The sequence below is a fragment of the Streptomyces sp. DSM 116793 genome (assembly GCF_057320905.1).
Genome location: NZ_CM170494.1, coordinates 923,306 through 940,681, shown reverse-complemented (window position 1 = coordinate 940,681; position 17,376 = coordinate 923,306). Strand labels below are relative to the sequence as shown.

At 72.1% G+C, this 17,376-nt stretch carries 12 protein-coding genes and 1 tRNA gene; 7 read left to right on the top strand and 6 right to left on the bottom strand.

Annotated features, from left to right (window positions below; all coding sequences use genetic code 11):
• The first annotated feature begins 262 nt into the window (after positions 1 to 262).
• A complete protein-coding gene (locus ACSMXW_RS04055) occupies positions 263 to 3,586 on the top strand; it encodes a non-ribosomal peptide synthetase (protein WP_485804090.1) in 3,324 nt (1,107 codons plus the stop codon).
• A gap of 956 nt (positions 3,587 to 4,542) precedes the next feature.
• On the opposite strand, the gene ACSMXW_RS04050 is transcribed toward ACSMXW_RS04055, so the two are convergent.
• Positions 4,543 to 4,809, bottom strand: coding sequence for a hypothetical protein (locus ACSMXW_RS04050; RefSeq protein ID WP_485804089.1), 267 nt, complete (start codon positions 4,807 to 4,809; stop codon positions 4,543 to 4,545).
• 1,304 nt (positions 4,810 to 6,113) lie between these two features.
• Positions 6,114 to 7,526 (bottom strand): MFS transporter, encoded by a 1,413-nt coding sequence (locus tag ACSMXW_RS04045; protein ID WP_485804088.1) that lies wholly within the window; start codon positions 7,524 to 7,526, stop codon positions 6,114 to 6,116.
• Positions 7,527 to 7,586: 60 nt separating this feature from the next.
• On the opposite strand from ACSMXW_RS04045, the gene ACSMXW_RS04040 reads away from it, so the two are divergent.
• Together ACSMXW_RS04040 and ACSMXW_RS04035 are read left to right on the top strand one after the other, a co-directional pair.
• Positions 7,587 to 8,042 carry a winged helix-turn-helix transcriptional regulator gene (locus ACSMXW_RS04040; RefSeq protein WP_485804087.1) on the top strand — a complete coding sequence of 152 codons (456 nt, stop codon included), beginning with the start codon at positions 7,587 to 7,589 and terminating at the stop codon, positions 8,040 to 8,042.
• Between the two features lie 465 nt (positions 8,043 to 8,507).
• Positions 8,508 to 8,987, top strand: coding sequence for a hypothetical protein (locus tag ACSMXW_RS04035; RefSeq protein ID WP_485804086.1), 480 nt, complete (start codon positions 8,508 to 8,510; stop codon positions 8,985 to 8,987).
• A gap of 125 nt (positions 8,988 to 9,112) precedes the next feature.
• Here ACSMXW_RS04035 and ACSMXW_RS04030 read toward each other — a convergent pair.
• Positions 9,113 to 9,200 (bottom strand) — tRNA-Leu (locus ACSMXW_RS04030).
• Positions 9,201 to 9,404: 204 nt separating this feature from the next.
• Between ACSMXW_RS04030 and ACSMXW_RS04025 the strand changes: the two genes are divergently transcribed.
• The 3 genes from ACSMXW_RS04025 (at position 9,405) to ACSMXW_RS04015 (ending at position 11,983) form a co-directional block, all read left to right on the top strand.
• Positions 9,405 to 10,739, top strand: coding sequence for a M20/M25/M40 family metallo-hydrolase (locus tag ACSMXW_RS04025; RefSeq protein WP_485804085.1), 1,335 nt, complete (start codon positions 9,405 to 9,407; stop codon positions 10,737 to 10,739).
• A 162-nt stretch (positions 10,740 to 10,901) separates the two neighbouring features.
• A complete protein-coding gene (locus ACSMXW_RS04020; protein WP_485804084.1) occupies positions 10,902 to 11,135 on the top strand; it encodes a chaplin in 234 nt (77 codons plus the stop codon).
• Positions 11,136 to 11,281: 146 nt separating this feature from the next.
• Entirely contained in the window at positions 11,282 to 11,983 is a 702-nt protein-coding gene (locus tag ACSMXW_RS04015; RefSeq protein WP_485804083.1) for a chaplin family protein, read from the top strand.
• Between the two features lie 310 nt (positions 11,984 to 12,293).
• Here ACSMXW_RS04015 and ACSMXW_RS04010 read toward each other — a convergent pair whose 3' ends face one another.
• Positions 12,294 to 12,482 (bottom strand): DUF5703 family protein, encoded by a 189-nt coding sequence (locus tag ACSMXW_RS04010; RefSeq protein WP_189930419.1) that lies wholly within the window; start codon positions 12,480 to 12,482, stop codon positions 12,294 to 12,296.
• A 47-nt stretch (positions 12,483 to 12,529) separates the two neighbouring features.
• Here ACSMXW_RS04010 and ACSMXW_RS04005 point away from each other — a divergent pair, with 47 nt between their 5' ends.
• The gene (locus ACSMXW_RS04005; RefSeq protein WP_485804082.1) at positions 12,530 to 13,267 is read left to right on the top strand and encodes a hypothetical protein; all 738 of its coding nucleotides are present in this window, start codon (positions 12,530 to 12,532) and stop codon (positions 13,265 to 13,267) included.
• Positions 13,268 to 13,449: 182 nt separating this feature from the next.
• Here ACSMXW_RS04005 and ACSMXW_RS04000 read toward each other — a convergent pair whose 3' ends face one another.
• Together ACSMXW_RS04000 and ACSMXW_RS03995 are read right to left on the bottom strand one after the other, a co-directional pair.
• Entirely contained in the window at positions 13,450 to 15,984 is a 2,535-nt protein-coding gene (locus tag ACSMXW_RS04000; protein WP_485807790.1) for a helix-hairpin-helix domain-containing protein, read from the bottom strand.
• A gap of 266 nt (positions 15,985 to 16,250) precedes the next feature.
• Complete coding sequence (locus ACSMXW_RS03995; protein ID WP_485804081.1) at positions 16,251 to 17,231, bottom strand: aldo/keto reductase; 981 nt, start codon at positions 17,229 to 17,231, stop codon at positions 16,251 to 16,253.
• Positions 17,232 to 17,376 lie beyond the last annotated feature (145 nt).

Genomic DNA, 17,376 nt, shown 5'->3' with positions numbered 1-17,376 from the left:
GAGCGGGCGCCAAGTCCCATGGCCTGCGACTTTCGCCTGTTCACTCGCCCCGCCGCGCACATCATGGGCGATCTTGCGACGCTGCTCCAAGGAGGTCGCCCCGAAGAGGCGGATCGGTTTGCACGAAAGGGCATTTCCGTCCGCGCACGCTCCGGGAACGTGTCATCGTCTTCCGGGAACGATGGCCGGGGCCTGCTCGATCCGGTTTTCCGTCGGCCGTCGTGCGTCATCAGCGCATGCACAGCAAGGAGTCGCTGTTGTGATGTCCGACACCAGCCGGGTGACCGATATCGATCCGCTGCCAGGGCCTCAGGCCGGCCATCCTCCTTTGACGCCGGCCCAGCATTCGCTGTGGTTCATGGACCGCCTCCATCCGGGAAGTTCGCTGTACAACGTCCCGTTCGCCGTGCGTCTCGGCGGGCCACTCGACGCGGACGTGCTTCAGGAGGCCCTCAACCGGGTGGTCGCCCGTCACGAACCTCTGAGGACGACCTTCCCGCTGCACGCGGACCAGCCCTACCAGCGCGTCGCCCCCCGGGCCCGGATCCCGCTCCAGGTCACCGATCTGTCACCGCTGACCGCCACGGAACGCGACGAGTGCCGCGGCCGGATGCTGGAGCAGTGGTCACAGGAGCCGTTCGACCTGGCCGGGGGACCCGTCTTCCGTGCCCGGCTCCTCCGGCTCGGCGCAGACGATCATGTTCTGGGCCTGTTCCTGCACCACATCGTCTGTGACGGCCAGTCCATGCGCCTGCTCTTCGACGAACTCGGCCGGCAGTACCGGGAGGCCGTCGCCGGGCCACCCCTGCCCATGTCATTCACCGACTGGGCGACCCGGCTGCGGCGGCAGCCGCCCGATCCGTCCCTGACCGACTGGTGGCTGGGCTATCTCGACGGCGCTCCCACCTCACTCGCCTTCCCCTCCGGCACACGCGGGGCCGGCCCCCGGTCCATCGAGGGCGGCGTGCACGGCTTCACGCTGCCCCGGGAAACGGTCCGTGGCGCCGCCGCGCTGGCCCGCGGCGCGCGCACGACGCCCTTCGCGGTGTTCCTGGCCGCCTACGGCGCGCTCCTGGGCCAGCTGACCGGCCGGCAGGACGTGCTGGTGGGCGTGCCCGCCACGAGCCGGCCACTGCCCGAACTGGAAGCGGTGATCGGGCTGTTCGTCGACACGGTCCCGGTACGGGTGGACCTGTCGGGCAACCCGTCCTTCGGAGAACTGATCACGCGGGTGCGCGGATCGCTCCTGGCCGCCCTTGACCACCAACTCCCCTTCGACGCGCTGGTGGACCGGATGCGGCTGCCCCGCGGCCCCGGCGGGACGCCGCTCGTCCAGGCGACCTTCGGCTTCGAGGCCGAGCCACTGGTGAACGCGGACTTCGGCGGACTCGACGCCAGTCTGCTGCCGTTCCCGTCGCTGCCGGCGAAGTTCGACCTGGACGCGGCGATCGTCCCGGCGCCGGACGGCAGCGACCGCTACGAAGGAACGATCGGGTATGCCGCGGACCTGTTCACCCCGGCGGCGGTCGCGCGGCTGGCGGACCGATTCTCCCGGCTGCTCACCGGCGGCGCCCAGGACCCCGGGCGCCGGCTGGCGGACCTGCTGGTGCCGGACACCGTACCCCTGCCGCAGGGCGGGCCCCCGAGGCCGCTGGCGACGCCGGTGCACGAACTGTTCGTACGGCAGGCGCGCGCCACTCCGGACGCCCCCGCCATCCGGGACGGCGGCACCGTGACCACCTACGGGGAGTTGGACGAGCGGTCCGACGCCGTCGCGCGGCGACTGCGCTCGGCGGGCGTGCGGGCGGGCGACACCGTCGGCGTGCTGCTCCCGGGCGACACCGGCACACCGGTGGCGGTACTCGGAGCGCTCAAGGCCCAGGCCACCTACCTGCCGCTGGACCAGCGCCACTCCGCCGCGCACCTGGCCTGGCTCCTCGACCGCTGCGGCGTGCGCCTGGTCCTGACCGACCGGCGGTCGGCCGGCCGGGTGGCCGAGGCCGGAGCCGTACCGGTGGGCGTGGACGGCGCGGCGCGGGCGGGCGCGGGCGTGGACGGCGCGGCGCGGGCGGGCGCGGACGGGGCGGACAACGTGCCGGGCGGACCGCCGACGCCGGAGGTGTGTGCCGGCGGGGCGCCGCCGGAGCCGCACGCGGGGCCGCGGAGTGTCGCGTACGTCATCTTCACGTCCGGGTCGACCGGAGAACCGAAGGGCGTCGCCGCCGAGCACGGCGCGCTGGCCAACCACGCACAGGCGATGAAGGAGAGGCTGGGCCTGACACCCGGCGATCGCGTGCTGCAGTTCGCGAGCCTGTCCTTCGACGTCGCCGCCGAGGAGATCTTCCCGACGCTCCTCGCGGGAGCCTGCCTCGTGATGTGCCCGGAGCCGCCGGCACCCACCGGCCTCACCCGCGTACTCGACCAGGGCGGGGTCACGGTCGCCAACCTGCCGGCAGGCTACTGGCAGCGCTGGGCCGCCTCGTTGGATCCCGGGGCCGGGTTCCCCGTGCCCACGCTCAGGCTCATGGTGGTGGGCAGCGAACGGGTCGACGCACCGACCCTGACCGCCTGGTGCCGCTGGACGGGCGTGCCGCTGATCAACGCCTACGGCCTGACCGAGACGACCATCACCTCACTGGTGTACCCCGTCGAGCCGGGCTTCCAGGACGCGGTCGTCCCCGTCGGGGTACCGGTGGACGGTGTGCGCGCCTACGTCCTGGACCCCGAACTGCGACCCGTTCCGCCCGGTGTCGAGGGGGAGTTGTACATCGGCGGGGCCGGCCTCGCCCGGGGCTACCTCGACCGCCCCGCCCTGACCGCCGAACGCTTCGTGCCGGACCCGTTCGCCCTTGTTCCCGGCGTGCGCATGCACCGTAGCGGCGACCGCGCCCGGCGGCGGGCCGACGGAGCCGTGGAGGTCCTGGGCCGCCTGGACGACCAGCTCAAGGTCCTCGGCTACCGGATAGAGCCCCACCAGGTGGAGAGCGCCCTGGCGGACCATCCCGACGTGCTCCAGGCCGCCGTCACCCTCCATGAGGGGGCCGACGGCACGCCCCGGCTGTACGGCTACGTGGTGCCACGGGACGGCGGCGGCGTGCCGGCCGGCCTCCGCGGGCACCTGGCCGCCCGCCTCCCCTACCACCTGGTGCCCGCCTCCCTGATCCCCCTGGCCGACCTGCCGCTCACCCCCAGCGGCAAGGTCGACCGCGCGGCCCTCCCCAGGCCGGCGTCCTCCGCGGCGACCCCGTCCGCGGTCCACGCGCCGCCCCGGTCCTCCGGGGAGAGGCGGCTCGCCGCGATCTGGCAGGACGTCCTCGGGGTCCCGCGGGTCGGCCGCCACGACAACTTCTTCGACATCGGCGGCAACTCCTTCTCCCTCGCCACCGTCCACGCCAAGGTCGAAGGACTTCTCGGCGTCCGCATGCCCCTCGTCACCCTCTACGAGCACCCGACCATCGCCGCCCTCGCCCGGCACCTCTCCGGCTCCGCCCTTCCCGACGGCTCGTCCGCCCCCACCGACCGGACGCCCTCCGACGTCCGGGCAGGCCTGAGCCGGCTCGCCAAACGCCGCCGCGGCAGGCCATGACGGCCGTCCGCCGCCGCACTCGCCGGGGGCGGGCCCACCGGGCACGGGTCGCTCCGAGCACCGTCTCGTCCGTACGCAACGGGCCGCGGTCCCGCTCCGGGGAGACGCGCCGCCGCGGGCGGGGGAAAAAGCAGACGGTGCGGGCCGAGGCAAAGCGTGTGTGCGGGTCGGGACAGAGCGTGTGGTGCGGGTCGGGATGCGGCCCGCGCCATACGCGCCGCAGAACGACAAAGCCCCACGGCCGCGGGGGGCCGTGGGGAAAGGGTTGTGTCCGAGGGGGGAGTTGGACCAATACCCCACGGATCGCGCCGCTCAGCGCGGAACTGGCGCTGACAGTGCCGTAGCCGCAGGTCGGCGCCCCTGGCAGGAGCCACACAACACGGCTGGTCATGTGCGGGGCGCTGACCTGCGGATTCGCGCCACGGTGCGCGTGGAGGGGCGCTTGCGACTCGCACCCGTTGGGCCGGGAACACGTCGGCAACCGCAGAACTCCAGCAGTTCCCCTCCGCAAGTCGGCCTTCTTCGCAGCAGGACCGGCTTGTCTTGCCCCAGAGGGTGGGGCTGGCGCCGAGGTAAGCCCAACGCCGCCAGTGATTGATCTTGGGGTTCAGCCGGCGCTGGTTCGTCACCCATTCGGCTCACCAGCGCGCTGGGACTCTGCCAGCCAACGTCTTCCGTCCGTTGCCATGGCTGCCTCCTTGGTCTGTCCGCGCCGCCCGAGCTAACATGCGGACGTGCCGCCGCCAGCGCCGGAGCCGTACTGCCGGCCCACGGCACGCCCGCAGGGCGGTGGCTGACGGCGGCATGGGGACCGGGGAGTCCTGGCGGGACTCAGCTCCGTTGCCAGGACAGGCTGCACCTGGCAGCGACTGCCCCCGCGTCTGTCATGGGTGAAGTGGGACCTTCACCATCGCGCGCCCGTGTTTCAGTCACCTCCGACGCGGGCCGGTCAGCCTTCAGGGGGTGAAGTACCACAGCTCGGTCCCGTCGGCCCCACCACAGTAATAAAAGGCGCCCGCAGGCTTGTTGGTGACTTCCAGATTAAGGACTGCGGCATCCTGGGCGCACACAGATGCGCTCGTCTCCTTGCCGACGAACTGGTTTGACCCGGCGAGAGTCTGGGCCGGAGCAGCGGGCGCGGCGACAGCTGAGGGTATGGCCAGGAGTCCGGCACCGACTGCCAGACCTGCGGCGGCCAGGGCTTTTGTAGCCAGGCGGTTCATGTGTTTCCTCATTTGATTAGATGGTACATGGCGTGGGCTCATATCATTCTCTGGAGAATGATATTGCTGTATATCTGCGGGAGGTTCGCAAGGGCCAGTGGAATCCGGCGGCCTCTTGAACGTGATCACGTGCTCGATTGTGAGATCGTTACGGAAGGTACTGGTAGCAACCACCGTTCAGATTCAAATAACCGGCGGGACACTGGCCGTTCACCGCTGGCCCGGCGTAGATGAGATTATCTGTGGTGGTGCCGTTGGAGGGCGCGGCGCTGGCAGTTGGGGCGATGGCCAGGCCGGCAACGAGACCGGCGCCCAGCATTGCTGCGAGACTCCACTTGCGAAGAGCAGTAAGCATCTGTTTCCCATCCGGGTTCGATGAATTGAGGCGTAAACCCTTGGAGTGCGCCGTTCAACGGACCGGGTCGGCGCGTCAGGATCGTCGAGGCGTCTGATCCGTGAAACTACCGTATCGCATACGGTTATGTCGATCCACTGGATGTATGGCCTCCGTCACTCGACATCTCGTCAATGAGCGGTGTGCATCGTGTAGTTGCAGGTCGGGGTCTGGTGTGCACGGACCACGGGATGCTCGGGCTGGTCGCCGGGCGACGGGCCGCTTGCTGTGCCCGGCGGCGAGAGCGTGGATGGTGGCGTCGCGCGGGTGCGTTCGGCGAACCGGTGCCCTGTCGGCCAGGGGCCACGCAGCTGGCTCCACCTCTTCCTGCGGTTCCTCAGGCTGGGCCGGCGTGGGACGCCAGCAGCCACGGTGCCGGTAGACGCGCACTTCTCGGCTGCTTCGCCCCAGGTGGTGCCAGAGATGCCATCGGTCGGCGACCTGGAGGGGCCTGCGGGGCTCCGCCGGGTGGCACCTTCGGCGAAGAGGGGCGCCCGGTCACAGCAGACGATCTCGATGCCGGGCCGCTCGGCAAGCCAGGCCGCGAGCGTGTCCGCCTCCCTATTGGGTAAGGAAGTCGACCGGGGGACGTGTCTCGACGTCGATGAGGAGGGTTCCGTAGACACGGCCCTGCGCTGGGCGTACTTGCCCACGCCTACCACGCGGGGTACTGCGGTGGCGGGTTGGTGATCTTGACCATGAATGGCCTCCGAGAGCGCAGTCAATGTATGCCGGGTTCTTGCCATGAGCGGAGCCCGGACAGTGCCGAGGGCCATGGGAGTCGATCGCGCGGTGCCATAATGATCGGCTTTCGCTCCCGTGCACCTGTTCCAGCAGTCGGGCCCCCGCCGCGTGGGTTACATGCCCCGAATGTGTTTTTCCAAGGCAGGTAGACGCTGGCTCGTGCGAGTCAAGGGGCACTGACCGGCTTGTGGGAGTTGAGCATCACGCCCGCGGCGATGATCTGGATGACGGCGATGAAGATCCAGCCGTGGTGGAAGGCAGCGACGGCATGGCCCGGTTGTGGGGTACCGACGATGCTGACGAACGAGGCGGCTCCGAGGGCGTTGCCGATCTGCTGGAACGTGGACGCGATCCCGAGCGCGGTGGAGGGCCGGGCCGGCTCGACGACCCTGAGGGCGACGGAGGTGAACGAGGGCATGGCGGTACCGACACCCAAGCCGGTGACGACCTGGCCCGGCAGGAAGCCGGTGAGGTACCGCGGTTCCGCGTCGATGCGGAGGACGAGCCAGGCGGCCCCGACGGCCACGAGCAGGCCGCCGATGGCACCGAGGCGGTGCGGCCCGAGCCGCGGCCCGAGCCTGCGGGAGGCGGGGACCGCCACTGTGGCCGCCAGGATCGGGCCCGGGCTCATCTCCAAGCCGGTCAGCAGGATCGATTGGTGCCAGTGCAGGGTGAGGAACTGGGTGCCGGCAAGGATCGCGGCGGAGAAGCCGACGCCGAACAGCAGTGCGGCGCCGACGGCGAACAGAAACGTGTGGTGTCGCAAGAGGCCCAAGTCGAGCGCCGGCGCCTCGTGTAGGCGCGATCGGTGGATGACGTAGGCCAGCAGCACGACCGCCGAGAAGACGCTGACGACGGTGGCCGACGAGAGGAGCCCCCATTCGTCGGTCTTGCCGATGGTGAGTGTGAGGGCGCCGACCCCGACGATCAGCCCGGCCGTGCCGATGAGGTCCGGCATGCGCCAGCCCGCCTGGTCACGGCTTTCCCGCAGCCACCCGGCTCCGAAGATCAGTGCCGCAAGCCCGATCGGTACGTTGACCAGGAAAATCCATCGCCAGTCCGACTGGACGAGTACGGCACCCAGCAGCGGCCCGCTCGCCGCGCCGACGGCGCCGACCGACGCATACGCGCCGAAGACGACGGGTCGCTGCTGTGGCGGGAACTCCGGCAGGACGACGGCCAGCGCCGAGGGAGTGAACAGCGCCGCGCCGGCGCCCTGGGCGATCCGCGCCCCTATCAGCATCCATGGAGAGACCGCGAGAGAGCACGCCATGGACGCGAGCACGAAGAGCCCGAGCCCCACCAGGAAGAGCCGCTTGCGGCCGACAGCGTCGGCGATCCGGCCGGCCGGCACCAACAGCCCGGCGAACACGATCGCGTACGCGGTGAACACCCACGACAGGTCCGCGAGGCCGGTCCCGGGAAAGCTCGCGCCGATGGCCGGCAAGGCGAGGTTGACAATGAACGTGTCCAGTAGGGACACGTACACGGCGACCGACACGATGACGAACGAGGTCCAAGCGTGCCGGCTGTTCGCCGTACCGGTGCCGACACGGGCACGGCTGGTGGGTTTCATCATGCGACTTACGCTAGAGATAGTGAGTCGCATGATGCAACTTACTTTGCTAGCCTGTGGGGCATGTTGGGTCGCATGTACGAGGGGCAGCAGTGTTCGATCGCGCGGTCGCTGGAAGTCGTCGGCGAGCGCTGGTCGTTGCTGATCGTGCGCGACGTCTTCCTCGGCGTCCGGCGCTTCGACGAGCTGCAGAGGAGCCTCGGAGTCACCAGGAGTGTGCTGTCGACCAGGCTCGGACGCCTGGTCTGCGAGGGGGTGCTCGAACGGGTCCCCTACCAGACCCGTCCGCCGCGGTACGAGTACCGGGCCACCGAGAAGGGGCTGGAGCTGTGGCCGGTGCTGATGCACCTCCTCGACTGGGGCGACCGGCACTACGCCGACGAGTCCGGGCCGCCACGGGTCGTGGAGCACGTCGACTGTGGCGGGCGGATGGACCGGGACCTGTGCTGTGACCGCTGCGGCGAACGACTGCGCCCCGACACGGCCGTCTCTCGACTCGTGCACAAACCCGCCCCATGACACGGGGACGAGTTGTTCTCACCGACGCGCCCGGCGGGAAGAAGGTGGGTGGACGCGAGAGACACCTCGTGGTGGACTGCCTCGGCCTGGTCAGAACGTCTTCTCCCTGAGTCCGACATCCAGGAGCCATAGGGCGGCGACCTGGTTCTCGGCCAGGGCCTTGGTGCGGTCGGGCGGCACCGGCCGCCACTCGATGCCGATCGTGGGGTCGGATTCGATCCAGCCCTGGCGCTGGCACCAGCCGATTGCCTTGCGTGCGATGGATAGCTCCCGGTGACGGTGTCGGCGTCCATCGCGTCCGCCCGCGCCGCCGCCAGCTCGGCCGGCACCTCCGGTAGCGCCGGGTCGTCGATCGCGGCGACAGGGACGGCGGGCGGCTTCGCGCCCCGGCGGGCGGATCCGGTCGGCGCGGGTTCGCCGCTATCCATGGACTGCAACCGCGCGCCCACCAGCAGAAAGAGCCCCATGGTGACCGCTCATGACCTCGCCCTTCCATGGCTGCGATCCGCCCGGACACAAGCACCAGCAAACAGTCCCGACCGCTCGCCCCTCTGCGGTTCGCCTTCTACGGACGCGTCTCCACCGAAGACCACCAAGACCCCGGAAGCGTCCCGTCAATGGCAACTCGGCCGCGCCCGCACCCCCATCGAACCCCTCACGGGCACGATCACCGAGGAGTACTTCGACATCGGACAGAGCCGCGCCCTGCCCTGGAAGCGCCGTCCCGACGCCGCAGCGCTCCTGGTGGCACTGGCCGACCCACGGCGCGGATTCGACGCCGCTGTCGTCAGCCAGTGGATGGCCGAGACCCAGGCCCGCCGCACCCGGGCGGAAGCGGATCTGCGTACGGCGGCCGGGCGCCCGGTGGCCGGATGTCCCGTGACGAGATCGCCCGGCTCGTGGCGTCCCGTCAGCGATCTCGCGGCCGTCGTGCGGCAAGCGTAGCTGGCGGACAGGGCGGAGATCTACCGGCAGCTCGGGCTCACCCTCACCTACGACCCCGGACAGCAGAAAGTGCTGGTTGAAATGGATCTCAACCAGCACTTCCCGCAAACCCGTGGGCTATCAGTTGGTGTCCGAGGGGGGACTTGAACCCCCACGCCCGATAAAGGGCACTAGCACCTCAAGCTAGCGCGTCTGCCATTCCGCCACCCGGACTCAGGTGTGCCGCTCGGTTCCCCGTGACGACGTGGAAAACCATAGCAAACATTCCGGCGACCTCGACGCACGGCCGTCGCGCTGGCCGACGGCGTGAACGCGGTGTGACGCAGCCTGCCCGGCCTTGGGCGACGAGGGGTGGGCGCGGCAGGATGAAGAGGTGAGAAGCAGCGACGACCAGCGGGAACAGCGGGAGGTAGCAGCGTGAACGAGTCGAGTGCGGGCAGGACCGGCGCGGGCGTGACCGGCGAGGACGAGGTCGTCGACCTCTGTCGCGATCTGATCAGGATCGACACCAGCAACTACGGCGACCACTCGGGGCCGGGCGAGCGCGCCGCCGCCGAGTACATCGCGGAGAAGCTCGCCGAGGTCGGCCTCGAACCGCGGATCTTCGAGTCGCACCCCGGCCGGGCCTCCACCGTCGCCAGGATCGAGGGCGAGGACCCGTCGCGGCCCGCACTGCTGATCCACGGCCACACCGACGTCGTACCGGCCAACGCCGCCGACTGGACCCACGATCCGTTCGGCGGCGAGATCGTCGACGGCTGCGTCTGGGGCCGGGGCGCGGTCGACATGAAGGACATGGACGCGATGACCCTCGCCGTCGTCCGCGACCGGCTGCGCAGCGGCCGCAAGCCGCCCCGCGACGTCGTGCTGGCCTTCCTCGCCGACGAGGAGGCGGGCGGCATCTACGGCGCACGGCACCTCGTCGACCGTCACCCGGATCTCTTCGAAGGGGTCACGGAGGCCATCGGCGAGGTCGGCGGCTTCTCGTTCACCGTCAACGAGAAGCTGCGGCTGTACCTCGTGGAGACCGCCGAGAAGGGCATGCACTGGATGCGCCTCACCGTCGAGGGCACGGCGGGGCACGGCTCGATGACCAACACCGACAACGCCGTGACGGAGCTGTGCGAGGCCGTCGGCCGGCTCGGCCGGCACACCTGGCCGGTGCGGGTCACCAAGACCGTGCGGGCCTTCCTCGACGAGCTCTCCGACGCGCTGGGCACCCCGCTCGACCCGGAGGACATGGAGGCGACCCTCGCCAAACTCGGCGGCATCGCGAAGATGATCGGCACCACGCTGCGCAACTCCGCGGCTCCCACCATGCTCGGCGCCGGCTACAAGGTGAACGTCATCCCCGGCGAGGCCACCGCCCACGTCGACGGGCGCTTCCTGCCCGGCTTCGAGGAGGAGTTCCTCGCCGACCTCGACCGGATCCTCGGCCCGCGGGTCAGGCGCGAGGACGTCCACCACGACAAGGCGCTGGAGACCAGCTTCGACGGCGCCCTCGTCGACGCCATGCAGGGCGCGCTGCGCGCCGAGGACCCCATCGCGCACGCCGTGCCGTACATGCTGTCCGGCGGCACCGACGCCAAGTCCTTCCACGACCTGGGCATTCGGTGCTTCGGCTTCGCTCCGCTCCAGCTGCCGCCCGAGCTGGACTTCGCCGGCATGTTCCACGGCGTGGACGAGCGGGTGCCGGTGGACGGCCTCAAGTTCGGTGTACGGGTGCTGGATCGGTTCCTCGACGCGGCATGATTCTCCGCTTGATACTCAAACGATCACTCCAATAATCGTCCGCATGTGCGCCATTGGGCTGAGACGAGTGAATGGGACGATCAGGTCGTAGCTCGATTACTCCCTCCTCGTTACAGGAGGTGCGGTCCGCAACTGGGGCCGCGCTGTCAAACAGGAGGAACAATGATCAAGAAGGTCGTCGCTGCTGCGGCCGTCACCGGTGGTCTCATGCTGGCGGGCGCGGGTGTCGCCTCCGCCGACGCCGGTGCCGTCGGGGGCGCGGTGGGCTCGCCGGGTGTGATCTCGGGCAACAACGTCCAGGTGCCCGTGCACGTCCAGGCGAACGCGTGCGGCAACAACGTCGGCGTGATCCAGGTCCTGCCGATCACCGGGGCCAATGTCTGCGGCAACGTCTGACGTTGCGCGTCCCCCTCTGAGGGTCTGAGCTCAGGTCCCGAAGCGCGGTTCGCCTGCGCTTCGGGACCGTTGGGCGCCAGCGCACGCGTCACACGGCACGTGCCATTTCCAGGCATTTTCCGGAAGCTTAAAGACAGGAACAGCTAATGCGACAGGTCATGCGCAAGGGCCTGATCACCGTGGCCGCCGCGACCGGCGTCATCGCCGGCACCGGCGGCCTCGCCCACGCCGACGCGGGCGCCTCCGGCGGGGCCGCCGGTTCGCCGGGTGTGGCGTCGGGCAACTCCGTGCAGGTCCCGGTGCACATCCCGGTGAACGTGTGCGGCAACAACGTCTCGGTCGTCGGGGTACTGCCGATCACCGCGGGCAACGACTGCTCCAACGCCTCGGGGGGCGGCGGCTCGACCGGCGGCGGATCCTCGGCCTCCGGCGGGAGCAGCAACTCGCCGGGCGTGGGCTCCGGCAACAACGTCCAGGTGCCGATCGACGTTCCGGTGAACGTGTGCGGCAACAACGTCCAGGTCGGCGGCGTCGGAGCCGTGAGCAACGCCTCCTGCACCAACCAGGGCGGTGGCATCGACGTACCGCCGCCCACCCTGCCCCCCGCCCAGCCGCCCGAGCACCCGGGCAACCCCGGAAACCCCGGTAACCCCGAGCAGCCGGGGAAGCCGCACCAGCCGTCCAAGCCCGTTGACCACGAGCCGCAGGGCTCCGTCAGTCAGCCGGCGGGGTCCGAGCAGCTCGCGGAGACCGGCAGCGCGCTGCCGCTGGGCGCGACGCTGACGGCGAGCGGGGGCGCGCTCCTCGCGGGCGCGGTGCTCTACCGGAAGACGCGGGCCCGGGCGTAACGGTCCTGCACAGTCCCGCAAGCACAGGGAGCGGGCCCCGGCACCGGGGCCCGCTCCACGTCTGTGTCTCCGTGTGTTTCGTTTATGTCCCTGCGTGTGTCTGTGACCCCGTGGGTCTCTGAATCCCCCGGGTGTCCCGGGGCATCTCTGGGGTCTCTGGGCTCTTTGGGCTCTCGTGGGTCTCTGACAACTGTATTCTCTGTGTTGTCAGATGATCGCTGTGAGTCGTCACCCGGGTGCGGACCGAACGCGACGGGCGGCGGGGCGGGGGATCAGCCGCCCGGGGCGCGGGGCGCCGGGGGCGCCGGCCTCACCATGTGGCGCGTACCTGGCGGATGATCCGGCGTCGCAGCCGCACCCTGCGGCTGCCGTCGGGATCGAGCCGCAGGCGGTGCAGCTCCCAGTGTCCGTACTCGGCGTGGTCCGTGAGCAGGCGCGTGGTCTCCTTCCGGGAGACCCCACGCGGCACATAGACATCGACAAATTCGTATTCCGGCATCGAATCTATTGTGCGGCCACCGGCCCGTTACGGATAGCGTCTGCACTATGTCTGATGCTGCGCAGCCGACCGCTGCCGAGGTACGCACCGCCGCCGAGGCGGTCAAGACCGCGCTCGACCGCCACCTGGCCGCGGTGGAGCGGAGGTCGGGTGACGACGACCCGGCCGTCTACGAGGCGTTCAACGAGCTCGCCGCCGCCGCAGAGGAGTACGACGAGCTCCTCTACGAACGCTATGACGAGGTCACCCCCTTCGAGATCCCCGGCGCGGAGGAGAACCCGCCGTACGCGGGTCCCGAGGAGCCGAACGCACTGAGCGTGCTGATTCGCCGCGACTACTCCATCGTGGCTCCGCAGCGGCTGCTGGCCCAGGCCGGACGGGTCGAGGCCGCCGACGAGGAGGGCGCCACCGACGACGGCGCCGGTGACACCGTGCAGGGCGCGGTGGGCATCCTCTTCGGCGAGTTCGAGCCGGACGAGATCGCCTCCCGCCACAAGGAGTTCGGCCTGGAGGAGGGCGACTCCACGCTCTGGGTCACGGCCGACGACGAGCTTCCGGAGCCCGGCGAGTGGCTCGATGCGCCGTTCGAGGGGGTCGACGCCCAGCGCGTCGTCTGCCGCTTCGACGTCAGCGCCGTCTTCGACGACGAGCAGGACGACGAGGACGACGAGGACGACGAGCTGGCCGACGACTACGACGCGGCGGCGGACGCCCAGGACGACGACGAGCTGGCGGATGTCGACGAGGACGACCTGGAGCCGCTGGACGCCGACCGGTCGCGGTGAGCGGCCCGGGCGTGCCGCGCGCAGGCACGTCTGTCCCGGGCCGTCGGTGAACGGTCGGCTCTCGCGGCCGGTCGCTCCCCGCAAAGGGCTCCCTCAGCTCCCTCACCGCCTTGAAGGCTGGGAGGTACTCCCAGAGATGCCCCCCGGTTCGCCGCGCCCCTGCCGGGGCGCGGGCGGTGTCGTCAGGCCGGGCGGGGGGCGGGGGCGAGCTGTGTCCTCAGGAGGGTGGGCAGGCGGGTGGTGCGCGGCTTTGCGGGGCGCTCCGTGACGGCCCGGGGGAGTGCCTGGTCGGCGCCCTGGACCACCGAGAGATGGCGCTCGCCCCGGCCGAAGGCCGTGTACACCCAGGCCCTGGTGAGCGCCTGGGTGGCGTCGCCGGGCAGCACCACCACGGCCGCCGGCCTGCGCAGGCCCACCGCCTGGTGCGCGGTGAGCGCCCAACCGTGCCGCACGGACTGCTCCACCCGCTCCTTCGGCACCACCACGGGTGAGCCGTCGCAGTCCAGGTGCAGGCCCTCGGCGTCGGCCTTCACCACCCGGCCGGGGGCCGTGCGCCCCGGTGCGGGGGCGTAGGCGACCCGGTCGCCGGGGTCGAAGCCGCCGAAGCGGCCGGGGCCTGGATTCAGCCGCTCTTTGAGCGCGGCGTTGAGCGCACGGGTGCCCGCGGCCCCGCCGTGCCCCGGAGTGATCACCTGGGTCTCCTCGGCGGGCACCCCGAACGTCCTCGGTACCGAGTCCGCGACCAGCTGCACCGTGCGGTGCACCGCCTCGCCCGCGTCCCGCACCGGTACCACCACGACCTCCTTGCCGGGCGCCTCCACCTGCTGCAGCTCACCGGCGCCGACACCGGAGACCAACTCGCCGATCGGGCCGGGGTCGGGGATGCGGGAGGCGATGTGCGGGCACACCCGGGCGGCCAGGAGGTCCGCGAACACCCGGCCGGGCCCCGCGGACCAGAGCACGGCCGGATCGCCGCTGAGTACCAGCCGGGCGCCGTCCGGCAGGGACTCGACGAGCATCGCGGCCGTCTCCACGTCCAGCTGCGGGGCGTCCAGCACCACCAGCAGGTCGGCGGCCGGCGCGCCCTCCGCGTCCCGGCCGGGGCCCTCGTCCCCGGCGAGCAGTCCGTGGACGGTGACGACGGTGCCGGCGGGCGGCGCCGGGGACGACGCGCTGCCCGCGGCCGGGCCGCCGGCATCCCGTGGGCCTGCCACGGTGGCCGTGCCGGGGTCGGCGGGGCCGCCCGCCACGCCACCCGGACCACCCGCGCCCCCCGGTCCCCCCGGTCCGGTCTCCGGGGACCCGCCGCCCAGCGCCGCTGTGACCAGAGCGGCAAAGCGGCGCCGGCTGTCCGCCGTGTGCGTGGCCGCGCAGACCCGCAGGCCGAGGGAGTGTGCCGCGGCGACCAGGGCGGCGGGCTCGGCGCGTGAGGCCTCGCCGCCGGAGTGCAGCACCAGGCTGTGCCCGGCCGTCGCACGCAGCAGCTCCGCCGCGGCGCCGGGCGCCGCGGGGGCCGCCGCCTCCCAGGCCGCCGGGTCCTGGGCCTGCTGGGGCGCGGAGGTCACCAGGCGGGCGAGGCCGTCGGCGAGGCTCTCCTCGGCGAGTGCGTACCGCTCCAGTCCGACCAGGACCCGTACGGGGGCGCCCTCCTCGGTGTCCGCGCCGTCCGGCCCCTGCGCGGCGCCGTCCCGGGCGTACGCCGGGCCGTCCTGCGCCTGCGGGGCGCCGGGGCCGGCCGCCGCGCCGGGGGAGGAGGGTCCGGGGTGGCCGGCCGGGGTGTCCAGGGCATCCTGGAAGACCAGGGCGTCGCCCTCGGCAATGGCGCTCTGCACGGCGGCGTCCGGGTCGGGCACGGAGTACCGGCCCAGGGCGCCGCTCAACGCCGGGGCCTCCAGGGCAGTGTGCCCGGCGAGCGCCGCCTGGTCCAGCAGCCAGACCGTCAGCGCCCTGCCGCGCCGCTCGTCCTCGGGGCCGCACTCCGGGCCCAGCAGCGCCCTGGCGAAGCCGTCGGCCTGGTCGGGCCGGACGCCGGGGACCCTGAGCAACTGCCAGGGGTCGTCCCGCAGCACCTCCGCCACGTCCTCCCCGAGGGCCGCTGCCGCCGGGCCGGCGAGCTGGGCGGGCGCGCCGCCGGCCGCCAGCACGTCGCCGGCCGCCTGCACGGCCTCGTCCGAGGCAGGAGCGGCCGACGGGGGCGTCACGGGCGCGGAACGCTCCGCCGGCGCGGGCCCCCGGGGTGCGCTGCGGGGGGTGCGCTCCGCGTCGAAGACGCTGCTCGACGGCCGGGCGCCGCCCTCCACCGCCCGGACCGCCGCCAGCAGGTCCGCGGCGGTGCCGCTGAGCTTGCGTCCGCTCTCGATGGGCTCCTGCCGCTCGGCCCTGCGCTGCTCGATCCGCCGCCGCAACTCCCGCTGGGCGGCCAGCTCGGCCTCGGCCTCCGACAACCCGGCGCCGTCACCGGGGCTGTCACCGGCGCCATCGCCGGCACTGACCTCGGCACTGACCTCGGCACTGTCCTCGGCGCGATCACCGGTGCCGTCTCCGGCAGCGGTCTCATGCCCCGCGGCGTCACCTGCGCCGTCCCTGCGGTCAGCGCGGTCCGTGCCGCCCGCGTCGCCCGCGTCGTGGTCCGGTGTCCCACCACCGGCCGGCCCGTCGCCGCCGGGTCCGCCGGGGACCGCGCCCTCGTCGTCGGCCGTCCCGCCGGGGCCGGGCACGGCGCTCCCGGACGCCCCTGCGCTCCGGTCCCCGGTGACGCCCGAGGGCGCACCGTCCGCAGGGCCGTCCGCCGCGCGCGCCCCACCGGACTCGGCGACGCCGCCGCCGGCCGGTCCACCGCTGCCGGCCGCCCCGCCGGACTCCGCGTCGCCCCGGGCCGCGGTGCCCGCCTCCGTACCGGGGGGCGTGCCGTCCGCCGGGCCGTCCGCCGGGCCGTCCGGCCCGGCGCCCTGCTGCTGGGCGTGACCTTCGGCGGGCTCCGTGCTCACAGCGTGCTCCAGTCGTGATCGGGGTAGCGGTGCACGGGCGCGGACACGTCGTCCAGCGCCCGGCAGATCTCGTCAGGAAGACTAAGCGCCTCCACTGACAGCACGGCCGTGAGCTGCTGGGCCGTGCGGGCGCCGACGATGGGGGCGGCCACGCCGGGGCGGTCGCGCACCCAGGCGAGCGCGACCTGGAGCGGGGTGGCGGCGAGGCCGTCCGCCGCGGTGGTCACGGCGTCCACGATGTGGCCCGCCGCCTCGTCCAGATACGGCTCGACGAACGGCGCGAGGTCGGAGGCGCCGCGCGAGTCGGGCGGTATGGCATGGCGGTACTTGCCCGTGAGCACCCCGCGGCCCAGCGGCGACGAGGGCAGCAGGCCGATGCCGAGGTCGAGCGCGGCGGGCAGCACCTCGCGCTCGATGCCGCGCTGCAGCAGCGAGTACTCCATCTGTGTGCTGGCCAGCCGGGTACGGGTGCCGGGCGCCGCGAGCTGCCAGGTCGCCGCCTTCGCCAGCTGCCAGCCGCAGAAGTTCGAGACCCCCGCGTAGCGGGCGCGGCCGCTGCTGACGGCGATGTCCAGGGCCTGAAGGGTCTCCTCCAGCGGGGTGCGGGGGTCGAACGCGTGCACCTGCCACAGGTCCACGTAGTCCGTGCCGAGGCGGGCCAGTGAGGCGTCCAGCGCGCCGAGCAGGTGGCCGCGGGAGCCGTCGAAGCGCCGGTCCGGGTCCGGTACGCTGCCCGCCTTGGTCGCCACGACCAGGTCGCGGCGCGGGACCAGGCCCTCGATGAGCCGGCCCAGGACGTACTCGGCCTCTCCGTCGCCGTACACGTCCGCCGTGTCGACGAGGGTGCCCCCGGCCTCCCAGAACGTCTTCAGGAGGTCCGCCGCGTCGTTCTCGTCGGTGTCCCGGCCCCAGGTGAGGGTGCCGAGGCCGAGCCGGGACACACGCAGGCCGGTGCGGCCGAGATGCCTTTGTTCCATGGGCGCTGAGATTACTGGTCGGCCGCCCCGATGTGGCGCCCTGTGGACAACCGGTACGGCGGTCCACCCCCGCGTCGTACCCGGGACACCCGTCGCTGACGGCGCGGGCGTCGGCGCGCTAGGGTCGGCACACACACGTTACTGA

Excerpts from the sequence above, each read along its gene's own strand:
- ACSMXW_RS04055 (WP_485804090.1), top strand. The coding sequence starts at position 263 with ATGTCCGACACCAGCCGGGTGACCGATATCGATCCGCTGCCAGGGCCT.
- ACSMXW_RS04050 (WP_485804089.1), bottom strand. The coding sequence starts at position 4,809 with ATGAACCGCCTGGCTACAAAAGCCCTGGCCGCCGCAGGTCTGGCAGTC.
- ACSMXW_RS04045 (WP_485804088.1), bottom strand. The coding sequence starts at position 7,526 with ATGATGAAACCCACCAGCCGTGCCCGTGTCGGCACCGGTACGGCGAAC.
- ACSMXW_RS04040 (WP_485804087.1), top strand. The coding sequence starts at position 7,587 with ATGTTGGGTCGCATGTACGAGGGGCAGCAGTGTTCGATCGCGCGGTCG.
- ACSMXW_RS04035 (WP_485804086.1), top strand. The coding sequence starts at position 8,508 with ATGGTGACCGCTCATGACCTCGCCCTTCCATGGCTGCGATCCGCCCGG.
- ACSMXW_RS04020 (WP_485804084.1), top strand. The coding sequence starts at position 10,902 with ATGATCAAGAAGGTCGTCGCTGCTGCGGCCGTCACCGGTGGTCTCATG.
- ACSMXW_RS04015 (WP_485804083.1), top strand. The coding sequence starts at position 11,282 with ATGCGACAGGTCATGCGCAAGGGCCTGATCACCGTGGCCGCCGCGACC.
- ACSMXW_RS04010 (WP_189930419.1), bottom strand. The coding sequence starts at position 12,482 with ATGCCGGAATACGAATTTGTCGATGTCTATGTGCCGCGTGGGGTCTCC.
- ACSMXW_RS04005 (WP_485804082.1), top strand. The coding sequence starts at position 12,530 with ATGTCTGATGCTGCGCAGCCGACCGCTGCCGAGGTACGCACCGCCGCC.
- ACSMXW_RS03995 (WP_485804081.1), bottom strand. The coding sequence starts at position 17,231 with ATGGAACAAAGGCATCTCGGCCGCACCGGCCTGCGTGTGTCCCGGCTC.